The organism is Cupriavidus sp. GW821-FHT07C08, from assembly GCF_059419025.1.
Genome location: NZ_JBWKQZ010000006.1, coordinates 1 through 21,313 on the forward strand (window position 1 = coordinate 1; position 21,313 = coordinate 21,313).

At 68.4% G+C, this 21,313-nt stretch carries 18 protein-coding genes; 10 read left to right on the top strand and 8 right to left on the bottom strand.

Annotation, left to right across the window (positions count from 1 at the left end; genetic code table 11):
• Positions 1–487: 487 nt before the first annotated feature.
• Positions 488–2,083: an exonuclease domain-containing protein gene (locus AC07UK_RS09750; RefSeq protein ID WP_436223880.1), complete on the top strand. Its 1,596-nt coding sequence runs from the start codon at positions 488–490 to the stop codon at positions 2,081–2,083.
• Positions 2,084–2,196: 113 nt separating this feature from the next.
• The gene (locus AC07UK_RS09755) at positions 2,197–2,637 is read left to right on the top strand and encodes a hypothetical protein (RefSeq protein WP_436223881.1); all 441 of its coding nucleotides are present in this window, start codon (positions 2,197–2,199) and stop codon (positions 2,635–2,637) included.
• A gap of 29 nt (positions 2,638–2,666) precedes the next feature.
• On the opposite strand, the gene AC07UK_RS09760 is transcribed toward AC07UK_RS09755, so the two are convergent.
• The 3 genes from AC07UK_RS09760 to AC07UK_RS09770 form a co-directional block, all read right to left on the bottom strand.
• Positions 2,667–3,674, bottom strand: coding sequence for a Bug family tripartite tricarboxylate transporter substrate binding protein (locus AC07UK_RS09760; RefSeq protein WP_436223882.1), 1,008 nt, complete (start codon positions 3,672–3,674; stop codon positions 2,667–2,669).
• A 139-nt stretch (positions 3,675–3,813) separates the two neighbouring features.
• On the bottom strand, positions 3,814–4,788 hold the full coding sequence (locus tag AC07UK_RS09765; protein ID WP_436223883.1) for a pyridoxamine 5'-phosphate oxidase family protein: 975 nt from the start codon (positions 4,786–4,788) through the stop codon (positions 3,814–3,816).
• A 54-nt stretch (positions 4,789–4,842) separates the two neighbouring features.
• Positions 4,843–5,484: a glutathione S-transferase family protein gene (locus AC07UK_RS09770; protein ID WP_436223884.1), complete on the bottom strand. Its 642-nt coding sequence runs from the start codon at positions 5,482–5,484 to the stop codon at positions 4,843–4,845.
• Between the two features lie 98 nt (positions 5,485–5,582).
• On the opposite strand from AC07UK_RS09770, the gene AC07UK_RS09775 reads away from it, so the two are divergent.
• The 4 genes from AC07UK_RS09775 to AC07UK_RS09790 all read left to right on the top strand — a co-directional run bounded on the left by AC07UK_RS09775 (position 5,583) and on the right by AC07UK_RS09790 (position 8,964).
• Complete coding sequence (locus AC07UK_RS09775) at positions 5,583–6,485, top strand: LysR family transcriptional regulator (protein WP_436223885.1); 903 nt, start codon at positions 5,583–5,585, stop codon at positions 6,483–6,485.
• A gap of 24 nt (positions 6,486–6,509) precedes the next feature.
• Positions 6,510–7,244: a VIT1/CCC1 transporter family protein gene (locus AC07UK_RS09780; RefSeq protein WP_013952397.1), complete on the top strand. Its 735-nt coding sequence runs from the start codon at positions 6,510–6,512 to the stop codon at positions 7,242–7,244.
• A 160-nt stretch (positions 7,245–7,404) separates the two neighbouring features.
• Positions 7,405–8,091 (top strand): TetR/AcrR family transcriptional regulator, encoded by a 687-nt coding sequence (locus AC07UK_RS09785; RefSeq protein WP_035815832.1) that lies wholly within the window; start codon positions 7,405–7,407, stop codon positions 8,089–8,091.
• A gap of 198 nt (positions 8,092–8,289) precedes the next feature.
• Positions 8,290–8,964 carry a histidine phosphatase family protein gene (locus AC07UK_RS09790; RefSeq protein ID WP_436223886.1) on the top strand — a complete coding sequence of 225 codons (675 nt, stop codon included), beginning with the start codon at positions 8,290–8,292 and terminating at the stop codon, positions 8,962–8,964.
• A 168-nt stretch (positions 8,965–9,132) separates the two neighbouring features.
• Here AC07UK_RS09790 and AC07UK_RS09795 read toward each other — a convergent pair whose 3' ends face one another.
• From AC07UK_RS09795 to AC07UK_RS09805, 3 genes are all read right to left on the bottom strand, one after another.
• A complete protein-coding gene (locus AC07UK_RS09795) occupies positions 9,133–10,308 on the bottom strand; it encodes an acetyl-CoA C-acetyltransferase (protein ID WP_494685641.1) in 1,176 nt (391 codons plus the stop codon).
• 146 nt (positions 10,309–10,454) lie between these two features.
• Entirely contained in the window at positions 10,455–10,925 is a 471-nt protein-coding gene (locus tag AC07UK_RS09800) for a PaaI family thioesterase (protein WP_436223887.1), read from the bottom strand.
• A 4-nt stretch (positions 10,926–10,929) separates the two neighbouring features.
• Entirely contained in the window at positions 10,930–11,901 is a 972-nt protein-coding gene (locus AC07UK_RS09805) for an NAD(P)H-dependent flavin oxidoreductase (RefSeq protein ID WP_114131210.1), read from the bottom strand.
• A gap of 217 nt (positions 11,902–12,118) precedes the next feature.
• On the opposite strand from AC07UK_RS09805, the gene AC07UK_RS09810 reads away from it, so the two are divergent.
• On the top strand, positions 12,119–12,994 hold the full coding sequence (locus AC07UK_RS09810; protein ID WP_436223888.1) for a crotonase/enoyl-CoA hydratase family protein: 876 nt from the start codon (positions 12,119–12,121) through the stop codon (positions 12,992–12,994).
• A gap of 34 nt (positions 12,995–13,028) precedes the next feature.
• On the top strand, positions 13,029–13,700 hold the full coding sequence (locus tag AC07UK_RS09815; protein WP_436223889.1) for a nitroreductase: 672 nt from the start codon (positions 13,029–13,031) through the stop codon (positions 13,698–13,700).
• 38 nt (positions 13,701–13,738) lie between these two features.
• On the opposite strand, the gene AC07UK_RS09820 is transcribed toward AC07UK_RS09815, so the two are convergent.
• Positions 13,739–16,501, bottom strand: coding sequence for a winged helix-turn-helix domain-containing protein (locus tag AC07UK_RS09820; RefSeq protein WP_494685642.1), 2,763 nt, complete (start codon positions 16,499–16,501; stop codon positions 13,739–13,741).
• A gap of 154 nt (positions 16,502–16,655) precedes the next feature.
• Positions 16,656–18,203: an AMP-binding protein gene (locus AC07UK_RS09825; protein WP_436223891.1), complete on the bottom strand. Its 1,548-nt coding sequence runs from the start codon at positions 18,201–18,203 to the stop codon at positions 16,656–16,658.
• Positions 18,204–18,459: 256 nt separating this feature from the next.
• On the opposite strand from AC07UK_RS09825, the gene AC07UK_RS09830 reads away from it, so the two are divergent.
• Positions 18,460–19,611 (top strand): acyl-CoA dehydrogenase family protein, encoded by a 1,152-nt coding sequence (locus AC07UK_RS09830; RefSeq protein WP_436223892.1) that lies wholly within the window; start codon positions 18,460–18,462, stop codon positions 19,609–19,611.
• A gap of 45 nt (positions 19,612–19,656) precedes the next feature.
• Entirely contained in the window at positions 19,657–20,892 is a 1,236-nt protein-coding gene (locus AC07UK_RS09835) for an acyl-CoA dehydrogenase family protein (RefSeq protein WP_494685643.1), read from the top strand.
• Positions 20,893–21,313: the final 421 nt, after the last annotated feature.

Below are 21,313 nucleotides of genomic sequence, written 5' to 3' on the forward strand. Positions count from 1 at the left end.
TCTGTGTGGAAGCCTCGCGGCTCCCTCGCTCTTTCGAGCGGTCGCTCACTCTCAGAAAACTGACTGACCAGATCCGAAGACCCAGTCACGTTTTGCTGTGCGAGCACTGTATAACTTGTGAAGCAACACTGTCCGAAGACAGCGGCGTCCGCTACCCAGCGCCCACACTTATCGGTTGTTTGGTTGTTAAAGAACTTCGCTGCCGGCTTTGCCGTTCAGCGCTGCTGCGTTGTCTGCAGCAGAGAAACGAGATTATGCAGAGCTTTCTTCGTTTCGTCAACCGTTTCAGCAACTTTTTTCGCTGCGGTCAGCGCTGCAAACTTCGCTGCGCCAACCTACCCGGTCGACCCCGCAACCCTTGCTGCGTCTGCTTTGCAGCGCTGCGTTGTGTTGCGAGGGGGCGAATATTAAGTGACCGCGGCGGGGTTGGCAAGGGGTTTTTGAAAACTTCTTCGTGCCGCCGTCAGCGCGCCCTTAAAATCGGCAGATGCCTGACATGCCTACCTACCTGCCGTCGCGCCTGCCAGCGGACGGTGCGCGCCTGCTCGACGCCCAGTCTCTCGCCGCGGCGCTGTCGCGCCCTATTGTCTTTGTCGACCTGGAGACCACCGGCGCGGACGCCCAACGCGACCGCATCACCGAGATCGGCGTGGTCGAAGTCGGCCCGGACGGCATCATTGAATGGGACACCCTGCTCGACCCCGGCATGTCGATCCCGCCGTTCATCCAGCGCATGACCGGCATTACTGAGGAGATGGTACGCGGTCAGCCGACCTTCGAGTCACTGGCGGAATCGCTTGCCGAGCGCCTGCAAGGCCGCTTGTTCGTGGCGCACAACGCGCGCTTCGACTATGGCTTCCTGAAGAACGCCTTCCGGCGTGCCGGCGTGACCTTCCGGGCCGACGTGCTGTGCACGGTCAGGCTGTCGCGCTCGCTGTTCCCTTCCGTGGAACGCCACGGCCTGGACGCACTGATTGCACGCTTCGGCCTGACGCCCAAGGGCCGCCACCGCGCGCTGGCCGATGCCGAGCTGCTGTGGCAGTTCTGGCAGAAGATCCATGCCACGTATTCCGTCGAGCTGGTGGAATCGGCCGTGCGCACGCTCGTGCGGCGGGCCAGCCTGCCGGCCGGCCTGGACGAAACCGCGCTGGAAGACGTGCCGGCGGCGCCCGGCGTCTATATCTTCTATGGCGACCAGGACGTGCCACTCTATGTCGGCAAGAGCGTGCACCTGCGGCAACGGATCGGCGCCCATTTCTCCGGCGACTACCGGTACGGCAAGGACATGCGGCTGGCCCGGCTGGTTCGCCGCGTGGAATGGCGCGAGACCGGCGGCGAGACCGGCGCGCTGCTGCTGGAAGCCCGGCTGGTCAAGGCGATGCAGCCGGTGCACAACCAGCTGTTGCGCCGCAATGCCCGACTCTTTGCCTGGGAACTGCCGCAGCAGTTGCCGGTGCCACGGCTGCGCTCGGATCGCGATACGGACTTCTGCCGGCATCGCGACCTGTTCGGCGTGTTCGGCAGCCGCGGCGCGGCCGAGGCTCGCTTGCGCGCACTGGCGCAAGAGCACGGCCTGTGCCTGGCCATGCTGTCGCTGGAGAAAACCACCCGTCGTGGCAGCCCCTGCTTTGCGCGCCAGGTCCATCGCTGCGCCGGTGCCTGCGTCGGCGCCGAGCCGTCGAGCGCGCACCGCGCCCGGCTAGCCGCCGCGCTGGCGCCGATCGCGCTGATGCCCTGGCCCTTCGATGGCCCGGCCGCCTGGCGCGAGCAGCACGACGGACGCGCCTGGTGGCATGTCGCCGACGACTGGTGTTACCTGGGCTGCGCAGCCACGCTGGAAGAAGCGCAGGCGCTGGCGGCGGCACCAGCGCATTTCGACCTCGATACGTACCAGATCCTCGCGCCGCGGCTGGCGCAATGGATGCCACAGGCGATGCCGCTGTCCGTGCACAGACCGTTCACGCTGACCGCCCCCGAGGCCCCCACCGAGGCACCGCGCCCGGCACGCATCCCGGCCGGGCAGACTGCCCGCAAGGCGCCGCCGGCTGCCGCACAGCAACCCCTGGGCTTGTTCGCCGACTGAAGCCGGCCACGCTCTGTGCGTCATCGCGCAGAGCGCGCTTGCAGCGAGACGCGCGGCTCCGTTAGCCTGCACAGGCCGGCCATTGCAGCCGGCCGCGCCGACGCGGAGCCTACATGCCAGCCAACCCAGTCCCTCCTGCCGAAACGGCCCACGGCGCCGCCAGCGTGCGTACAAGCCTGGCCGTCTTGTGGGCGGCAGCCATCACCGGTGCCTGCGCCGGCCTGGAGGCCAGCGCCATGCAGGACGTCTTCGATTCCTGGAAAAACGTCCCCATCGATGAGGCGAAACGCCAGTGGGGTCCGCCGCAAGCGGTGCAGGCGCTGCCCTCCGGCACGGCCTATGTCTGGAACGATTCGGTTGCGCCCGCGCGCGCGCCGGGCAGCGGCCCGCGCGATGCCGGCATGGAGCGCACGCCGGTGCCGGGTCAATGCCAGCGCAAGCTGGTGACCGGCCAGGACGGCATCGTGATCGGCGGCGAGTGGCGCGGCGATGCCTGCTGCATCACCACGCTCATCGGCCACTGCGCCAGCCTGAAATATCGGGGGCACAGCTGAGCCACGGCGCCCGCGGGTGCCAGCCCGGCTCAGTCGATACTCGCGCCCGACGCCTTCACTGCCTGCCCCCAGCGCTTCTGCTCCGCCGTGATCGTGGCGGCAAATGCCTCCGGCGACTGCCATGCGGGCTCGGCACCCTGCTGCTCGAGCTTCGCCTTGGTGTCGGGGTCGGCTAGCACCGTGTGCAAGGCACCGGACAGGCGTGAGACCACGTCCCTGGGCGTGCCCGCCGGCGCCAGCATGCCGTAGAACCCGACCACCTCGAAGCCCTTCAGCCCGGCCTCCTGCATCGTCGGCACATCCGGCAGCGCGGGCGAGCGCTGCGGCGACGTCACCGCCAGCGCACGCACCTTGCCCGCCTTGATGTACTGCGTGAACAGCGGGATCGAGTCGGCCATCATCTGCGCCTGGCCGCCCATCACGTCGGTCAGCGCCGGCGAGCTGCCCTTGTATGGGATATGGACGATGAACGTGCCCGAAGCCTGCTTGAACATTTCCGGCATCAGGTGCGAGATGCCGCCATTGCCGCCTGACGCAAAATTCAGCTTGCCCGGGTTGGCCTTGGCATAGCTGATGAACGTCTTCAGGTCGCGCGCCGGCACGTTGTTGTTGACCACCATCACCAGCGGGATCAGCGCGGTGCGTGCCACCGGCGCGAAGTCCTTCGGCATGCTGTAGGGCAGCTTGGGATAGAGCGAATTGTTGATGGCCATCTGCCCGGTGTTGGCCAGCAGCAGCGTGTAACCGTCCGGCGCGGACTTGGCGACGTTGTCCGAGCCGATATTGCCGGCCGCGCCGGCCTTATAGTCGATCACGATCGTCTGGCCAAGGATCGGCTGCAGCTTTTCGGCCAGCAGGCGCGCGTGCGTGTCGACCGGACCGCCGGGCGGGAATGCCACCACCAGCCGGATCGGCTTTTCCGGCCAGGCTGCTTGCGCGGTCCCCGCCGCCAGCGCCAGCGGCGCGGCGGCCAGGGCCAGCAGTGCGTGTTTCAGGATGTCCCGGCGGGCTTGCGGCTTGTTCTTCGTCTTGTCCACGGTTGATTTCTCCTTGATACAGGGCTGCCCGCCAACGCCCTGGTCGGCGTGCTACGGACAGTCGCCAACCGCCATTGTGACTCTTTTGTGACTTTTTGATGTCATTTTTATGACAGCCTCCTGGCCTGGACCACCGGACTCAACGCGCCGGCCACGCGCCCGTGTTCGCCAGCACCGGCGAATATTCGCGAAAACCGAAGCGCAGCGGCAATACCGCCGCACGCCGCACCACGCGCTCGACATGCAGGCGCACCAGCCGTTCGGCGCCGGTGAACGAGGCCAGTTCCTCGCCCTCCCAGATCACCTCGGCGCGCCCGCCCACATGCAGCAGCGAGCCATCGGCAAAATCCGGCACCAGAATCCCGGCACGCGGATTGGCCAGCAGGTTGCCGACGGTGTTGAAGAAGTTGTTGCCGTTGAAGTCCGGGAACGTCAGCGTGCCGGCCTCGTCCACGCGGATAAAGCCAGGCTTGCCGCCGCGGTGCGAGACATCGGCGCCGCCGGTGTGCTCGCCCTCGTCCTGCGGCGATGCGGCGTGGCTGGTGGCGATGAACAGAGTATCGGCGCCGCGCAGCCAGGCCACCGCCTGCTCGTCCAGCGCGTCACCGTGCCAGGCGGGCGGCGCGGGCGCCGGCTCGGCAAGGCTCACGTCGCGCAACTGGATATAGCGCGGGCAGTTGCCAAAGCTCTGCTCGACTTCGACCGTCATCCCGCCCTCGTCGCGCGCCACGATGATCCCATTCATGCGGTTGCGCCGGCGCGTAGGCAGCTCGATCCCGAGCAGGCCGATACGCGCGCCCTGCGCCAGTGCCGGGGCCGCCGGATCGCCGGGCAGCGGCACGGCGTCGATGCGCAGGTGCGTGGCGTCAGGCGTATGCGCAAACCCCGGCGTCCCGGCCAGCATCGTGGCCCAGGGCTGTCCGTCGGCATCGACGGCGCCAACCAGCAGGAACGGCAGCTGCGCAAAGAACGTGCGGTGCTGCTCCGGCATCTCGCCACGGATCACCCGCGGACCGGACGCGGCCATGCGTTCGCGCTTGCCGGCGCGCTCCTGGGCGGCCAGTTCGCCGGCGTGGAATGGCAGGCCGGCGTGCGGCCATGTGGGCAGATCCATGACGGGCTCCTTATCCTTGTCCGATAGATTGTCGATACGCGGGACCGGCAGGCGCTACGCGGCCAGGCCGACTTTAGAGACCAGCATCGGCACGAAGCCGGGCAAGGCTTCGATGCGGCGCAGCCAGGCGTTCAGCGCGGGGTACGGCGCCAGCGGCACGTTGCCTTCCTCGGCGCGGGCGATATAGCTGTAGGCCGCCACGTCGGCGATGGTGGCATGGTCGGCCGCCAGGAACGGCTGCCCGGCCAGCAGGGTTTCCATCAGCGTGAGCAGCCGCTGCGCGCGGGCGATGGCATCGTCCATCGCCACCGGCCTGCCGAACAGCACGCCCAGACGCGCCGCCGCCGGCCCGAAGGCAATGTCGCCGGCGGCCACCGACAGCCAGCGCTGCACGCGCGCCGCGCCTACCGGGTCGCGCGGCAGCCAGCGGCCGTCGTCATAGCGCGTGGCCAGGTAGACCAGGATGGCGTTGGAATCGCCGACGACCACGCCGTCGTCGTCCAGCACCGGCACCTGGCCGAACGGGTTCAGGCGCAGGAAGGCCTCGCTGCGCTGCTCGCCGCCGCGCAGGTCAACGTCCACCAGACGGTAAGGCAAGCCCAGCAGCCCCAGGAACAGTTCTGCGCGATGGGCGTGGCCGGACACCGGCGAGCGGTACAGCACCAGCGGCTTGGCGGGGCGGTTGGTCTCTTGCATGGCACTCTCCTCAACGGTTGGGATAGCCGGATTCTGGGCGCCGAACCCGTTGCAATAAATAGGGCAATTGATATTTGACTACTCCAAAAAATGGAGTAATGTGTGGCGCCATGGACAAGCTACGCGCGATGCAGACCTTTGTGCGGATCGTCGACGAGGGCAGCCTGACGGCAGCCGCCACGACGCTGCATACCTCGTTGCCGGCGGTGGTGCGCACGCTGGCGGCGCTAGAATCCGAACTGCAGGTCCGGCTGCTCAACCGCACCACGCGGCGGCTGTCGCTGACCGGCGAGGGGCGCAGCTACCTGGACAGCTGCCGGCGCATCCTGGCCACCATCGACGAGGTCGAGGCCGGCCTGACCGCCAGCCATGTCGAACCCAGCGGCCAGCTCACGCTGACCGCCTCGGTGCTGTTCGGGCAGATGTATGTGGCGCCGGCGGTCACACGTTTCGTGCAGCGCTATCCGCGCGTGCGCTGCCGCATGGAATTCACCGACCGCGTGGTGAACCTGCTTGAAGAAGACCTGGACGTGGGCGTGCGCATCGGCCCGCTGGCTGATTCCACGCTGGTGGCGCAGACCGTCGGCCGCATCCGCCGCGTGGTGGTGGCCACGCCCGCCTACCTGCGCAAGCACGGCGTGCCGCGCCATCCCGAGGAACTGGCCAGCGCCAACTGCGTGCGCTTCACCGGCAACCACGCGCACTGGTGGACCTTCCAGGAAGACGGCCGGGAGTTCCACGTGCAGGTGTCCGGCAATCTGGAATTCAACCAGACCGCGCCCGCCGTGGCTGCCTGTGCCGAAGGCGCGGGCTTCGGCCACTTCCTGTCTTACCAGGTCGCGCAACTGGTCGAGGCGCGCAAACTGCGCATCGTGCTGGAGGGTTTCGAGCAACCGGCATGGCCGCTGTCACTGATCTATCCCCATGCACGGCTGTTGCCGGCACGCACGCGCGCCTTTATCGAATGGATGCGGGATGACCTGAGCCCGCGCTTCAACTGACAACGTTCCATCGCAAAAAGGACCATGCCCCTGTCGAGCGCCCCCACTCCAACCGGCTTCGGCACCCGCGTGCGGCGCCTGCTCCATCGACCGAGCGGCAACGCCTTGCGCGCAGCCGTGCTGGGCGTCAACGACGGGCTGGTGTCCAGCTTCTGCCTGGTGATGGGCCTGGAGGGCGCGGCGGCCTCGCGCGAGGCCGTCATCCTGGCCGGGCTGGCGGGCCTGACCGCGGGCGCTTGCTCGATGGCGCTGGGCGAATGGCTGTCGGTGACCAACAGCCGCGAGATGAACAACAAGCGCCTGCGCGACATGGCGCACGAGCTCGCGCATGATGCCGCCCGGGCCCGGCAGCGGCTGGTCGCGGTGATCGAGGGCAAGGGCGTGCTGCCAGCCGATGCCGGGCGCGCCGCCGACGAGATCATGCGCAACCCGCGCGCGGCCCTGGACACCTTTGCGCGCGAAGTGCTGGGCATCAACCCGCAGGAGCGCGGCGGCAACCCGGTGCAGGCGGCGGTGATTTCCTTCGTGCTGTACAGCAGCGGTGCGCTGGTGCCGTTGCTGCCGTTCTTCGTGACCGCAGGGCCATCGGCGCAGCTCGGCAGCATCGTCGCGTGCCTGGCCGGCCTTGGCCTGGTGGGCTGGGGCACTTCGTCGTTCAATGGCCGCCCGGGGTGGTTCTCGGCGCTGCGGCAGGTGCTGATCGGGGGCATGGCGGCAGCCTTCACCTACGGACTGGGCACCGTGTTCGGCTCGCTCTGACCCACGCTGAGGCAAGCGGCACAGCTTGCGCACCGCACCGCCATCTCCGGCGCTGCCCACCCACCCGCCACGCCGGGCCACCACCCGACAAAACCCTTGACGCGTCGCGGCGCGCACCGGTATTTTCAAATTCGAATCAGATTTCGAATACGGAGTGCCTATGTCAGCGACCCAATCCGGCTTCACCGCCAACGCCTCCTTTCCCCGTATCGATACCCCCTCGATCCTGCAGCCGCCGCGCCAGCGCCGTGCGCGCGAGACCGAGCAAGCCTTGCTGGGCGCGGGCCGCGAACTGCTTGCCTCGCGTGACTTTGCCGCCGTTTCCGTGGCGCAGATCGCCGCGGCGTGCCAGGTATCGGTGGGTGCCTTCTATGGGCGCTTCCGCGACAAGATGGCCTATTTCGAGGCCTTGCGCGCGCTGGTCATGGAAGAAACCGCCGCGTCGACCGAGCGCTACCTGGCGCAGGAGCGCTGGGAGGACGTGCCGACACCGGTGCTGCTGGAAAAGGCCACGCGCTTCATGGTGCTCGGCACCCTGGCCAACCGCGGCGTGATCCGGGCATCGCTGCGGCATGCGTCCACACGGCCCGAGGAATGGGTGCCCCACCGCCAGAGCGGCGAAGCCATCGTGGAGCGCATGGTGCAGTTGCTGGTGCCACGGCTGGCGATGCCTGCCGAGACCGCCGAGCTGCGCGTGCGCTTTGCCATGCAGGCGGTGTTCAGCGTGCTGGTCAATGCCGTACTCAATGATTCCGGCCCACTGCACCTCGACGACGAACAGATGATCCCGGAACTCAACCGCCTGATGGCCGGCTATCTCGGCATCACCTGCGCAGAGCCGGCCTGAGCACACCACCGGCCCACGCCACCCGCGGTAATGCAGCCAGGCCATGGCTGCCATGAATTGCGCAGCGCTTGCTTGGCTCGCGCGCCGGACCTCCCTAGAATGTGCCCACGCCGGGCGCCGTGCCCGGCGCCCCCGGCCTGCCGCAAAACGGCGCGCCGGGCGCAGCCCTATCCGCCTCAACGTTCACCGGGACCGCTCATGGCCACGCTTTTCCTCGTCCGGCACGGACAAGCCTCGTTTGGCGCCGCCAACTACGATTGCCTGTCGCCGACCGGCCGCCAGCAGGCGCGCTGGCTGGGCGAGTATTTCCAGGAGCGCGGCGTCAGCTTCAGCCGCGTGGTAGCCGGCACGCTGGTGCGCCAGCAGGACACCGCCAGCGAGATCCTGGCCGGCATGGGTCAGCCGCAGGCAGCGATCGTCTCGCACGCGGGCCTGAACGAATACGACGGAGAGGCGCTGTATCGTTGCCACACCGGCGGCGCCGACCACCGCGCGCACCAGAACGGCGACTACAACGATTACTGGCGCACCTTCCGCGCGGCCTACGCCGCATGGACCCAGGACGGGCTGGCCGACATGCCCGAGAGCTGGGCCGATTTCGGCGCCCGCATTGCCGGCGCCCTGGCGCACGCGAGCGAAGGCACCACGCGCGAGGATGCCATCCTGGTGGTAAGCTCCGGCGGCGCCATCGGCCGCGCCACGGCCGACCTGCTTGGCGCACCGGCCCAGGCCGCCATCGAGATGAACCTGCAATTCCGCAACACGGCGTTCTGCGAGATCATCGTCGGCCGCGGCGTGCAGCGGCTGCTGAGCTTCAACAACGTGCCGCACCTGGAACGCGCCGACCGGCGCAGCGCAGTGACGTTCGCCTGAGGCGCGACACACCGCAAACAAGTAAGGCCGCGAATATCGCGGCCTTTTTTCCGGCTGCAGGCGCGGGCACTCTGACATGCCCGCGCCGCGGTCCTTCACCTTTACTACCTCTTGCTGCAGCAATCCTTGCGCGGCATGCCTGCGCGGCACGCCCCGCCTTCCACAGCTTTACAGACGCTCGACGATGGTCACGTTGGCCAGCCCGCCGCCTTCGCACATCGTCTGCAGGCCGTAGCGCTTGCCGTGCGTATGCAGCGCATGCACCAGCGTGGTCATCAGCTTGGCGCCCGAGCCGCCCAGCGGATGGCCCAGCGCGATCGCGCCGCCATGCACGTTCAGGCGCTCCGGATCGGCGCCGGTGGCCTTCAGCCAGGCCAGCGGCACCGGGGCGAAGGCTTCGTTGACTTCGAACAGGTCAATATCGCTGATACGCAGGCCCGCCTTCTTCAGCGCGACTTCCGTGGCCGGCAGCGGCGCTTCCAGCATCACGACCGGATCATGGCCAATCACCGTCATGGTGTGCACGCGCGCCAGCGGCTTGACGCCGAGCTTCTTCAGTCCGGCCTCGTTGACCACCATCAGGCCGGCGGCGCCGTCGCAGATCTGGCTGGCGGAGGCAGCCGTCACGCGGCCGCCTTCGGCGATCAGCTTGACGCTGCCGATGCTTTCCAGCGTGGCGTCATAGCGGATACCTTCGTCAGTGGTGTGCATTTCGCCGTTGGCACCGTCGGCCGTGCGCACTTCCACCGGCAGGATTTCGGCAGTGAAGCGGCCCGCCTTGGTGGCGGCAATGGCGCGCTGGTGGCTCTGCAGGGCATAGGCATCCAGCTGCTCGCGCGACAGGTCGTACTTGCGCGCGATCATCTCGGCGCCGGTGAACTGGCTGAACTGCACGCCGGGGTAGCGCGCCTCGACACCGGGGCTCTTGGGCACGCCGAAACCGTTCTTGGCCGGCAGCTGCGACGACAGGCCCATCGGCACGCGCGTCATGCTTTCCACGCCGGCGGCGATGACGATGTCCATCGCGCCCGACATCACTGCCTGCGCGGCAAAGTGCAGTGCCTGCTGCGACGAACCGCACTGGCGGTCCACCGAGGTGCCGGACACGCTTTCAGGCAGGCGCGAGGCCAGGATGGCATTGCGCGCCACGTTGCCGGCCTGCTCGCCGATCTGGCTCACGCAGCCCATGATGACGTCTTCGACCAGCGCCGGGTCGGCGCCGGTGCGTTCCACCAGTGCGTCCAGCACCTGTGCGGCCAGGTCGGCCGGATGCCAGCCCGACAGCTTGCCGCCCTTGCGGCCGCCGGCGGTACGGACCGCCGCGACGATATATGCCTCTGCCATGTGATCTCCTTGGTTCGGTGCAGGCTGCCGGGGCAGCCATGGTGTTGTCCGGAGTGCCGGCATCTGGCGCCGGCAGTGTCGCTTGGCATTGTTGCGCCGCGGGTGGCGGCAAGCGTCGTCGGAAGCGACGAAGTTTGCCGCAGGCCTCAGGTGCGCGGCGCCAGCACTGCAAAGATTGCGGTCGCGCGCAGCAGGCAGCGCTCGCCGCTGACCAGCCGGCAGGTGCCATAGCGCAGGCGCGAGCCGAGCTTGTCGAACTCCACGCGGGCCTCGACCCAGTCGCCCAGGCGCGCGGAATCCAGGTAGTCCAGGCTCAGGTTGACGGTCACCGCGCTTTTGGAGCGCCCGGTTTCCAGCGACATCATCATGCCGATGGCGGTATCGGCCAGCGTCGCCAGCATGCCGCCGTGCGGGATGCCCAGGTTATTCAGGTGACTCTCGTCGATGCGCACCGCCAGCGTGCGGCGCTCCGCATGCAGGTAGAGCTGGCCGAAACCTGCCATGTAGCCGCTCATGCTGCGCAGCGGGACGAAGCCCTCCGGCACGTCCCCGCCGGCAGCTTCGCCCGGCGCGGCGATGGCCTGGGTCATCGCCGCCTCGATTTCAGCCTCGGCCATGGCGTCAGGCAAAGAAGCGCGAGGCCACGCTGAGGTGCTCGCGGCAATCGGCCACCATGCGCGTGATCAGCTCTTCGCAGCTGGGCACGTCGTCGATCAGGCCCACGCACTGGCCGGCGCTGATGATGCCGCCGTCGGTCTCGCCCGCCTTGAGCGCCGCCTTGCCGCGCACGCCGGCGACCAGGTGCTTGACGTCCTCGAACTGCGCGCCGCCCGGGCGGCGTTCAATGCTCACCACCTCGTCCGACACGGCGTTCTTGAGCACGCGCGCGGTGTTGTGCAGCGTGCGGAAGATCAGGTTGGTGTCGCGCTCGCTGGCCTGCACCAGCGCCTTCTTGACGTTGTCGTGGATCGGCGCCTCGCGCGTGGCGCAGAAGCGCGTGCCCATGTTGACGCCCTCGGCGCCCAGCACCAGTGCCGCTGCCATGCCGCGTCCGTCGGCGATGCCGCCGGAGGCGATCACCGGGATCGACAGCTTGCGCACCGCCTGCGGGATCAGCACCATGCCGGGCACGTCGTCCTCGCCGGGGTGGCCGGCGCACTCGAAGCCGTCGATCGACACCGCGTCCACGCCCAGGCGCTCGGCCGACAGCGCATGGCGCACCGCCACGCACTTGTGAATCACCTTGATGCCGGCGGCCTTGGCGCGCGCGATATGTTCCTTGGGGTTGTTGCCGGCGGTTTCCAGCACCTTGATGCCGCTTTCGATGATGACGTCGAGGTAGCGCGCGTACGGCGGCGGGTTGATCGACGGCAACAGGGTCAGGTTCACGCCGAACGGCTTGTCGGTCATCTCGCGGCAGCGGCGGATCTCTTCGGCCAGGTCCTCGGGCGTGGGTTGCGTCAGCGCCGTGAGGATGCCCAGCCCGCCGGCGTTGGAAACGGCGGAGGCCATCTCGGCGTAGCCAACCCATTGCATGCCACCCTGGATGATCGGGTAGCGGATGCCAAGCAGTTCGGTGATTCGTGTCTTCATGGTTGTTCCTTTGCTGTCTGCGCCGGCAGGCGCGCGGTAGTGCCGGCCCTGCCGCTTGATCGGGGTCAGTCTACGGCCAGGTGCCAATTCCAGGCCTCGTCGGAAGCGACGATTGCGGGCGGCGCATTCTGCACTAGTGTTGACCGAGCCCCGTGCCGGCGGCCCGCGCCGGCACCCTTCCTCCCTTGTTCGCAGCAATCCCGGCAGGAGCCCCCCAATGACGCAAGCCACGCCTTCGTTCGAAACCCTGCGCTACGCCGTTGAAGACGGTGTCGCCACCATCACCCTGCACCGCCCGGACCAGCTCAATGCGTTCACCGCGCAGATGATGCATGAGCTGATCGCCGCGTTCGACGCCACCGATGCCGACGACAACGTGCGTGCCGTGATCGTCACGGGCTCGGGCCGGGCCTTCTGCGCCGGCGCCGACCTGTCCGGCGGCAACTCCACCTTCGACTTCGAGAAGCGCTATGGCGCCAGCCCCGATACCGCGCACCGCGATGGCGGCGGGCGCGTGTCGCTGCGCATCTTCCGCAGCCTCAAGCCGGTGATCGCCGCGGTCAACGGCGCCGCGGTCGGCGTGGGCGTGACCATGCAGCTGCCGATGGATATCCGGCTGGCATCGACCGACGCCAAGTTCGGCTTTGTCTTTGCGCGCCGGGGCATCACGCCCGAAGCGGCGTCGTCGTGGTTCCTGTCGCGCGTGGTCGGCATCTCGACCGCGCTGGAATGGTGTTATACCGGCCGCGTGTTCTCGGCCCAGGAAGCGCATGAGCGCGGCCTGGTGCGCTCGCTGCACGCGCCCGAGGACCTGCTGCCTGCCGCCCAGGCCATTGCCCGCGAGATCGCCGCCAATGCCGCGCCGGTCTCGGTGGCGATCTCGCGCCAGCTGATCTGGCGCATGGCCGGCGCCAGCCACCCGATGGAAGCGCACAAGCTCGACAGCCGCGCGATCCAGTCGCGCGGGCGTTCCGCCGACGTGAAGGAAGGCGTCAGCGCCTTCCTGGAGAAGCGTCCCGCCGCCTTCCCGGAAACCGTGTCACAGGACATGCCAGACTTCTTCGACTGGACCAGCGAGCCGCCCTTCATCTGAAGCGCGCCCGTCGATCAACTTTTCCGGAGTTCGCATGAAAGTCAGCCAAGCCGTCGCCAGCCGCAAGTCCGTCCGCGGCTTCCTGCCCCGGGCCGTTGCGCCCGACACCATCCGCCGCGTGCTCGACGCCGCCGCGCGCGCCCCCTCCGGGGGCAACCTGCAGCCCTGGCATATCCATGTCATCGGCGGCGAGGCCCTGGAGGGGCTGCGCGCCATCATGCGCGAGCGCATCGCCCAGGCGCCCGCGGGTGAAGAGCGCGAGTACGACATCTACCCGCGCGAGCTGGTCTCGCCCTACCGCGACCGCCGCTTCCAGGTGGGCGAGGCGCTCTACCACTACCTCGGCATCCCGCGCGAGGACAAGGCGCGGCGGCTGGCGCAGTTTGCCAACAACTTCACCTTCTTCGGCGCGCCGCTGGCGCTGTTCTGCACCGTGGACCGCCGCATGGGCCCGCCGCAATGGTCGGACCTGGGCATGTACCTGCAGACGGTGATGCTGCTGCTGCGTGAAGAAGGGCTGGACAGCTGCGCGCAGGAATGCTGGGCGATGTACCCGCAGACCCTCGGCAAGTTCCTGTCGCTGCCGGCCGAACGGATGCTGTTCACCGGCATGGCGATCGGCTACGAAGACCCCGAGGCGCCCGCCAACCAGCTGCGCGCCGTGCGCGCGCCGCTGGACGAATTCACGGAGTTCATGGGCATCTGAGCCGCAACCGCGCGCGCAGGCTGGCCTGCGGCGCGGCCTCAGAGCAGCCCGAGCTGGCGCGCGATGGCCACTGCCTGGGTGCGGTTGCTGGCGTGCAGCTTGGCGCTGATATTGCGCAGGTGCGTGCGCACCGTGGTTTCGGACACGAACAGGCGCTCGGCCATGGCCACATTGGAATAGCCCTCGGCCAGCAGCTGCAGCACCTTCTGCTCCTTGGGCGTCAGCGGCTCCACCAGCGCGGCCGGTGCGGGCCGGCCCGCACCGGCGGCCTGCTCGCCCCCGGCCTGGCCGCAAGCCTGCAGCAGCTTTTCCACGTAGGGGGCAGGCAGGCTGGCCGACTGGCGCGAGCAGGCATCGGCCACCAGCCTGCGCACATCGTCGCCCTCGTCGGCAAAGATGCGGACAAAGCCTTCGGCAGCGCCGAAACGCAGCGCCTCGCCCATCACCACCAGCGCGTGCGCGCCGTCACCAGTGCGCTGGCACGCCTGCGCCAGCAGGATGCGCAGCTTGAGCGCGCGGCGCATCAGCTGGTTGCCCGCGGCAGCCGCCAGCTCGCGCTCGATGGCCTCGCGCACCGGCGTGCCCGGGCGCGCATACAGGTCCAGCCGCAGCCGGCCAAGGGTGATGTCCTCGACATCGCTGGCAAAGGAGCTGACCCCGGGCCGCGTGCGCCACAGCGCCGGATCGGCGGCGCGTTCAATCGCCTCCTGCGCCGCGTGGACATTGCCCTGGCGCAGTGCCAGCCGTGCGCGCTCCAGCATTGCCGCCATCACCAGCCGCGTCAGCCCGCGGTGGTGCCCCAGCGCTTCCAGTTGCGCCAGCCATTCATGCGCCTGGTCAGCTTCGCCGCGCTCGAAGGCAATGCGGGCCAGCACCGTGTGCCCGGTGATGATCTGGTCAGGCAGCCCGAGGTCGCGCGACAGCGGCAGGTAAACGTTGAGCAGGCGGCTGGCGCGCTCGGAATCACCGCTTTCGTACAGGCCTTCGGCCAGCAGGATGCCGGCCATGGCGTTGCCGTTGGTGGGCCCGAAGCGGTTCGGCAGCATCGTGCTGGCGGCGATGCGAAACCGTGCCAGTGCCTGCTGCAGCCGCCCCTGGCGCAGGTCGATCAACCCTTCGACCGACTCCGAGAAGATCTTGTTGAAATTGCTGTCCGAGCCGCGTACCGCATGCCGCGCCACCTGCAGCAGCCGGCGTGCCTCCGGGTAGTCGCCGGCGACTGCGGCCAGGCGCGCCATCGACGTGCCCAGGATCGCATCGGGGAAGGCATAACCCATCGGCAACGGCGGCAGCTCATTGCGGGCGAAGGCGCGCGCATCGTCGAAGCGGTCCATCATGTTCAGCAGCATGTGGCGCAGCGCGCGGATATGCGCCAGCAGGTCGCCGGCCGCGCCCTCGGTGGGGATCTGCTGCAGCAGGGCAATGGCTTCGGCCGGGCCGCGCGTGAACGACACCGCCCAGACGCGCGCGATCTGCAGCTTGGGCCAGCGCGCCAGTTCTTCCGCCGGCACCGCCTCCAGCCAGCGCGTCAGCAGGCGCATGCGGCCCTGCGCCAGCAGGTCGTCCGCGGCGCCGTCCAGCAACGGCAGCGCGCGCGCCAGCGCACCGGCCGCGAAGGCATGCTCGATGGCGGGCACCGGGCGCCCCTGCGACTCATACCAGCGCGATGCCGACAGGTGCAGCTGCGGCACGGAGTCAGGCATGGCCTGCGCCAGCTGGCCGCGCAGGAAGCCGGAAAAGAGGCTGTGATAGCGGTACCACTGTTCCGATGCCGAACCGGAGCCACGTTCGCCATAGCGCTCGCTCTCCAGCGGCAGCAGGAACAGGTTGGCGCGCTCCAGCCAGGCCAGGATCTCGTCGCTGCTGCCAGCGGTCGCGGGCTCGCACACGGCGTCGCACAGCGGCCCGCACAACTGGTCCAGAATCGACGTGCGCAGTAGGAAGTCACGCACCGGCTCGGGCAGGTGCAGGAATACGTCTTCGACCAGGTAGTCGGCGATCGCCGCGTTGGAGCCGGAGAAGCCGGCGATAAAGCCCTCTGGCTGGCTGCGCCGCTCCAGCGCCACCGACGCCAGCCACAATGCCGTGGCCCAGCCCTCGGTACGCCGGTGCAGCGCGCTGATGGCCGCCTGCTCCAGCTTCAGCCCGCGCGCCTGGCGCAGGAAGGACGCGGTTTCGCTGGCAGAAAAACGCAGCTGCGCGGGCTCGATCTCAAGCAGCTCGCCGCGCGCGCGCAAGCGGCCCAGGCCGGATTCCGGTACCCAGCGCGTGCCGATCACCACGCGGCAGCCGGGCGGCAGGCTTTCCACCAGTTGCCAGACCAGTCCGGTCACGGCGGCGTTCTGGATCGCTTCGAAATCATCGAGGAACAGCGTGAAGGCGCCGTTATGACTGGCCAGGCGGTCGATCAGGGCGAGCGCCTGCTCGCCGGGATCCTGTGCCAGCGTCGTGTGCGCGGACCGGCCGGGGCCGCCGCCGCCCAGGCCCTGCGCGATGGCAGCTTCGACCGAACCCAGAAAGCGCGAGGCATCATTGTCCGAACGGTCCAGCGTCAGCCAGGCGGTGCGCCCGCCCGCGGCCTCCAGCCGCGCGCGGCACTGGAGCATGGCCGTGGTCTTGCCGAAGCCCGCTGGTGCGCGCACCAGCACAAGCTTGACAAAGCCCGCCGCGCACACGGCCTCGCAGATCGCCGCGCGCTCGACCTGGAACGGGGTCAGCAGCGGCGGACGCAGTTTGGCCGCCAGCGATGCGGCGCCGGCGGGCGGCGGCGTGCGCCGCCCGGTCTCCTCGATACTTGCCATTGGCTGTTGTCGTCTCCCGCACATCGCTGCCGTTGCAGGCCGCGCGATGCGCCGCCCGCGCTGCGGATGCAGCCGGGCGGCCGTGGCTGTGATGTAACGGAGGATTATGACGTAAACCGCCGCACTGGCGAAAATGCGGGCGGCGGCAAGCGGCCTACACCAGCTTGTTGGCGTGGCCGGCCCAGTAGCGGTCGCGCAGTAGCCGCTTGAGCAGCTTGCCGGTCGGAAGGCGCGGCAGCTCGGAGGCGAAGTCGACCGAGCGCGGGCACTTGATGGCCGACAGGTTGGCGCGGCAGAACGCGATCAGTTCCGCGGCCAGCTCGGGCCCGGCCTGGCCCATGTCGGCCGGCTGCACCACGGCCTTGACCTCTTCGCCGAAGTCCTCGTTGGGCACGCCGATCACGGCCACGTCCATCACCTTGGGATGCGTCATCAGCAGGTTCTCGGCCTCCTGCGGGTAGATGTTGACGCCGCCGGAGATGATCATGTTGGCCTTGCGGTCGGTCAGGTACAGGTAGCCGTCCGCATCCGCGTAGCCGACATCGCCGATGGTGCTCCAGTCCGGCTGCTGCGGGTGGCGCGACTCCGCGGTCTTGGCCTCGTCGTTGTGGTACGCAAAGGCGCGGCCTTCGGCAAAGTAGATCGTGCCCGATTCGCCCGGCGGCAGCAGCGCGCCGTCCGGTCCGCAGATGCGCAGCTTGCCGACCATGGCCCGGCCCACCGTGCCCTTGCGCTCCAGCCACTCCGGCGTGCTGACCACGGTCACGCCATTGCCTTCCGTCCCGGCGTAGTACTCCCAGATCACCGGCCCCCACCACGCGATCATGGCTTCCTTGACCTGCACCGGGCACGGCGCGGCCGCGTGGATCGCCACGCGCAGCGACGACACGTCATAGGCCTGCCGCTGCGCCTCGGGCAGCTTGAGCATGCGGGAGAACATCGTCGGCACCAGCTGCGTATGCGTGATGCGGTGCTGCTGCACCAGCTGCAGGTAGTGCTCGGCATCGAAATGCTCCATCACTACCGCGGTCCCGCCCAGCGCCTGCACGGTCATGTTGTAGCGCAGCGGCGCCGCGTGGTACAGCGGCGCAGGCGACAGGTAGCGCGTCTCGGCATCGAAGCCATAGAGCCGCTGGCACAGGCTGGTCAGGGTCGTGGGATCTTCGATACTCGCGCTCGACGGCGGCGCATACACCCCCTTCGGCCGACCCGTGGTGCCGGACGAATACAGCATGTCGCCACCGGTCACTTCGTCATCGATGCGCGTTGCCGGGCAGCGCGCCAGCGCGGTCTCGTACGCGTCATAGCCTGGCACGGTGCCATCCAGCATCAACCTGCCACGCAATGCCGGCGTCTGCCCGGCCAGGGCTGCCGCGACCTCGGCCTGCGCGTGCGTGGTGACCAGCAGCTTGGCGCCGCTGTCATTGATGATGTAGGCGGCATCGGCCACGTTCAGCCGCGTGCTCAGGCAGATATAGACAATGCCGCTGCGCTGCGCGCCCCAGCACAGTTCGAACAGGCGCGGATGATTCTCGACCATGAACGCCACGCGGTCACCGGGCTGCAGTCCCTGGCTGCGGAACAGGTGGGCGACCTGGTTCGAGCGTTCGTCCAGTTCGCGGTAGGTAACGACTGCGCCGCTGCTGCCCATGATGACGGCTGGTTTGTCGGGCGTGCGCTGCGCGTGGATGTGCGGATGCATGGCGTTGAACTCCTCGACGGGTGTCGGTGTGTTGGCGGATGCCGATCCCGCATTCTCGGAACGTCGGCCGGTTCAACAATCGTCGGAAGCGACGAAGCGACACCGCCGCCGTTTTGCCGCAGTGCCGCAAAAAAGGGCTTCGGGTGCACCAGGGACAGCTTCGTCCGATGCGACGATGCGCCACCGGGCGGCCTGGCATGATGATGCCCGCCAGACTACCGCAATCACGCCTCACCCCCATTCCGAAGGAGCCAAGGTGGATTTCCAGTTCAGCGAAGAACAGTCGATGCTGCGCGACACGCTCGCGCGTTACCTGGCCGACCACTATGATTTCGAAGCCCGCCGCACTGCCGTGCAGTCCGCCGCGGGCTGGCGCCCGGACTGCTGGCGCGCATTCGCCCGCGAGCTCGGCATTCTCGGCGCGGCCTACCCCGAGACGCTGGGTGGCCTCGGTGGCGGCGCGGCCGAGCACATGATCGTGATGGAGCAACTGGGCCGCCACCTGGTGCTGGAGCCCTACCTGGGCACCGTGGTGCTGGGCGGCGGCGCGCTGATGCACGGCAGCCCCGAACTGGCCGCGCAGTGGGTGCCGGCCATCATCGGCGGCGAAGCCACCGCCGCCTGGGCCCACGCCGAACCCGCCAGCCGCTACTGCCGCCACGACGTGCAGACCAGCGCCACGCGCCAGGGCAACGGCTACAAGCTGAGCGGGCACAAGCAGGCCGTGGTCGGCGCGCCGTTCGCCACCCACCTGGTGGTCAGCGCCCGCACCTCCGGTACGCGCCGCGACCGGGACGGAATCAGCCTGTTCTGGATTGCACGCGACACGCCGGGCGTGACGCTGCGCGAATACCCGACCTTCGACGGCCTGCGCGCTGCAGAGGTGCTGCTAGACAATGTGCAGGTGCCGGCCAGCCAGCGCATCGGCGCGGAAGGCGAGGCCTTTGCCCTGATCGAACAGCTGTGCGACGAAGCCATGGTCGCACTCTCTGCCGAAGCCAATGGCGCCATGGCGCGCATGCTGGCCGACACCATCGACTATGCGCGCCAGCGCAAGCAGTTCGGCGTGCCGATCGGCACCTTCCAGGTGCTGCAGCACCGCATGGCCGACATGTACATGCAGCTGGAGCAATCCGTGGCGCTGACCCAGGTGGCGGCGATGCAGGCGGCCAGCGCGCCGCAGGCACGCGCCCAGGCGGCGTGCGCGGCCAAAATCCAGGCCGGCCAGGCCGGTGCCTTTGTCGGCCAGGCGGCGGTGCAGATCCACGGCGGCATGGGCGTCACCGAAGAGCTGGCCGTGGGCCACTACTTCAAGCGCGTCACCGCGATCGACCTGCAGCTGGGCTCGGCCGAGCACCACCTGCGCCGCTACGCCGACCTGCTCTACCCCGCCCAGGCCGCGGCCTGAAGCCGGCATCCCCGAACACAGACGATTACCCAGCGAGGCCCGTCGATGAATCTCGATTTCTCCCCGCAAGACCAGCAGTTCCGCGAAGACGTGCGCGCCTGGATCGCCCAGGCCTATGACGCCGACCTGCGCGCGATGATGGCGCAGTCCAAGAACGGCTACCTCGACAAGGCCGCGCAGCTGCGCTGGCAGAAGGCGCTGCACGCGCGCGGCTGGGCCGCACCGAACTGGCCCAAGGAATACGGCGGCCCGGGCTGGACCTCGACCGAGCGCTTTATCTTCCAGTCCGAACTGGCCGCCGCCGGCTGCCCGCCAGTGTCGCCGATGGGCCAGAAGATGGTGGCGCCGGTGATCATGAAGTACGGCACGCCCGAACAGAAGCAGCGCTTCCTGCCGCCGATCCTGAGTTCGGATGTGTGGTGGTGCCAGGGCTATTCCGAACCCAACTCCGGCTCCGACCTGGCCTCGCTGCAGATGCGCGCCGACCACGGCACCGACAGCAACGGCGAGCACTACATCCTGAACGGCTCCAAGACCTGGACCACGCATGCGCAATGGGCCGACTGGATGTTCTGCCTGGTGCGGACCAGCCGCGAATCGAAGCGCCAGGAAGGGATTTCGTTCCTGCTGCTCGACATGCATACGCCCGGCATCACGGTGTCGGCGCTGCCGACGCTGGACGGTCCCATGACCGGGCAGCAGGAAGTGAACCAGGTCTTCTTCGAGAACGTGCGCGTGCCGGTGGCAAACCGCATCGGGGAGGAAGGCAAGGGCTGGACCTATGCCAAGTACCTGCTGGAGTTCGAGCGCGGCGGTACTTATAGCCCGATGCTGCGCAAGCAGCTGTCAAAGATTGCGGACATCGCCGCGGAGCAGCCTGCCGACGACGGTGGCCGCTTGCTGGACGATCCCGCCTTCCGCCGCAAGCTGGCGACGCTGCACCTGCGTGCTGCCGCGCTTGAAGCGGTTGAGTTGCGGGTGTTCTCAGGCGTGGAATCCGGGACCTCGATCGGGGCTGCGTCGAGCATGCTGAAGCTCACGGGCACTGAGACGCTGCAGGCGGCCAGCGAACTTGCGGTGGAAGCTGCAGGCCCGGCGGCGTTGCCGTTCGTGCAGGACACCTGGGCTCAATTGCAGGGACGCGAGGCCGCGCCGCGTGTCGGGCCTGAATATGCTGCCGTGCTCGCGCCGCGCTATTTCAACTATCGCAAGGCGTCGATTTACGGAGGGTCCAACGAGATCCAGCGCAATATCATTGCCAAGCTCGTGCTGGGGCTTTGAGCGTTCGTGTACCAGTGATGGTTTCAAGAGCAGCCGCCGTGTGCGGCTGCTTTTTTTTGGGCCGGCGATATCGCATCAACGCCTTCGGCTGCGCCCCGCGCAAACGCAGAAAAAACCGACAGAGCACTTTGAGCCTGCGCAGCAGCCGTAGGCGTCCCCGCAATGCCGTTTGCAGCAGGCGGCCTACGCCCTGCATGGGGATCGTTCAATAGTGGGTTGACGCAGGCACCGCCCCACACTCACATGGCGTAGCAGGGTCGAACGGGCACCCACGCCAGAACGGCAAGCACCACCGCCCGAACCACCAACGCCGTGGAATTTATTGCCAGCCGCATAGGCGACGCGTTTTTTGGTTACTTTTTGTCGCTCGGACAAAAAGTGACTCGCCGGCTACGCCGGCGAAACAGCCACGCCTGCCAAG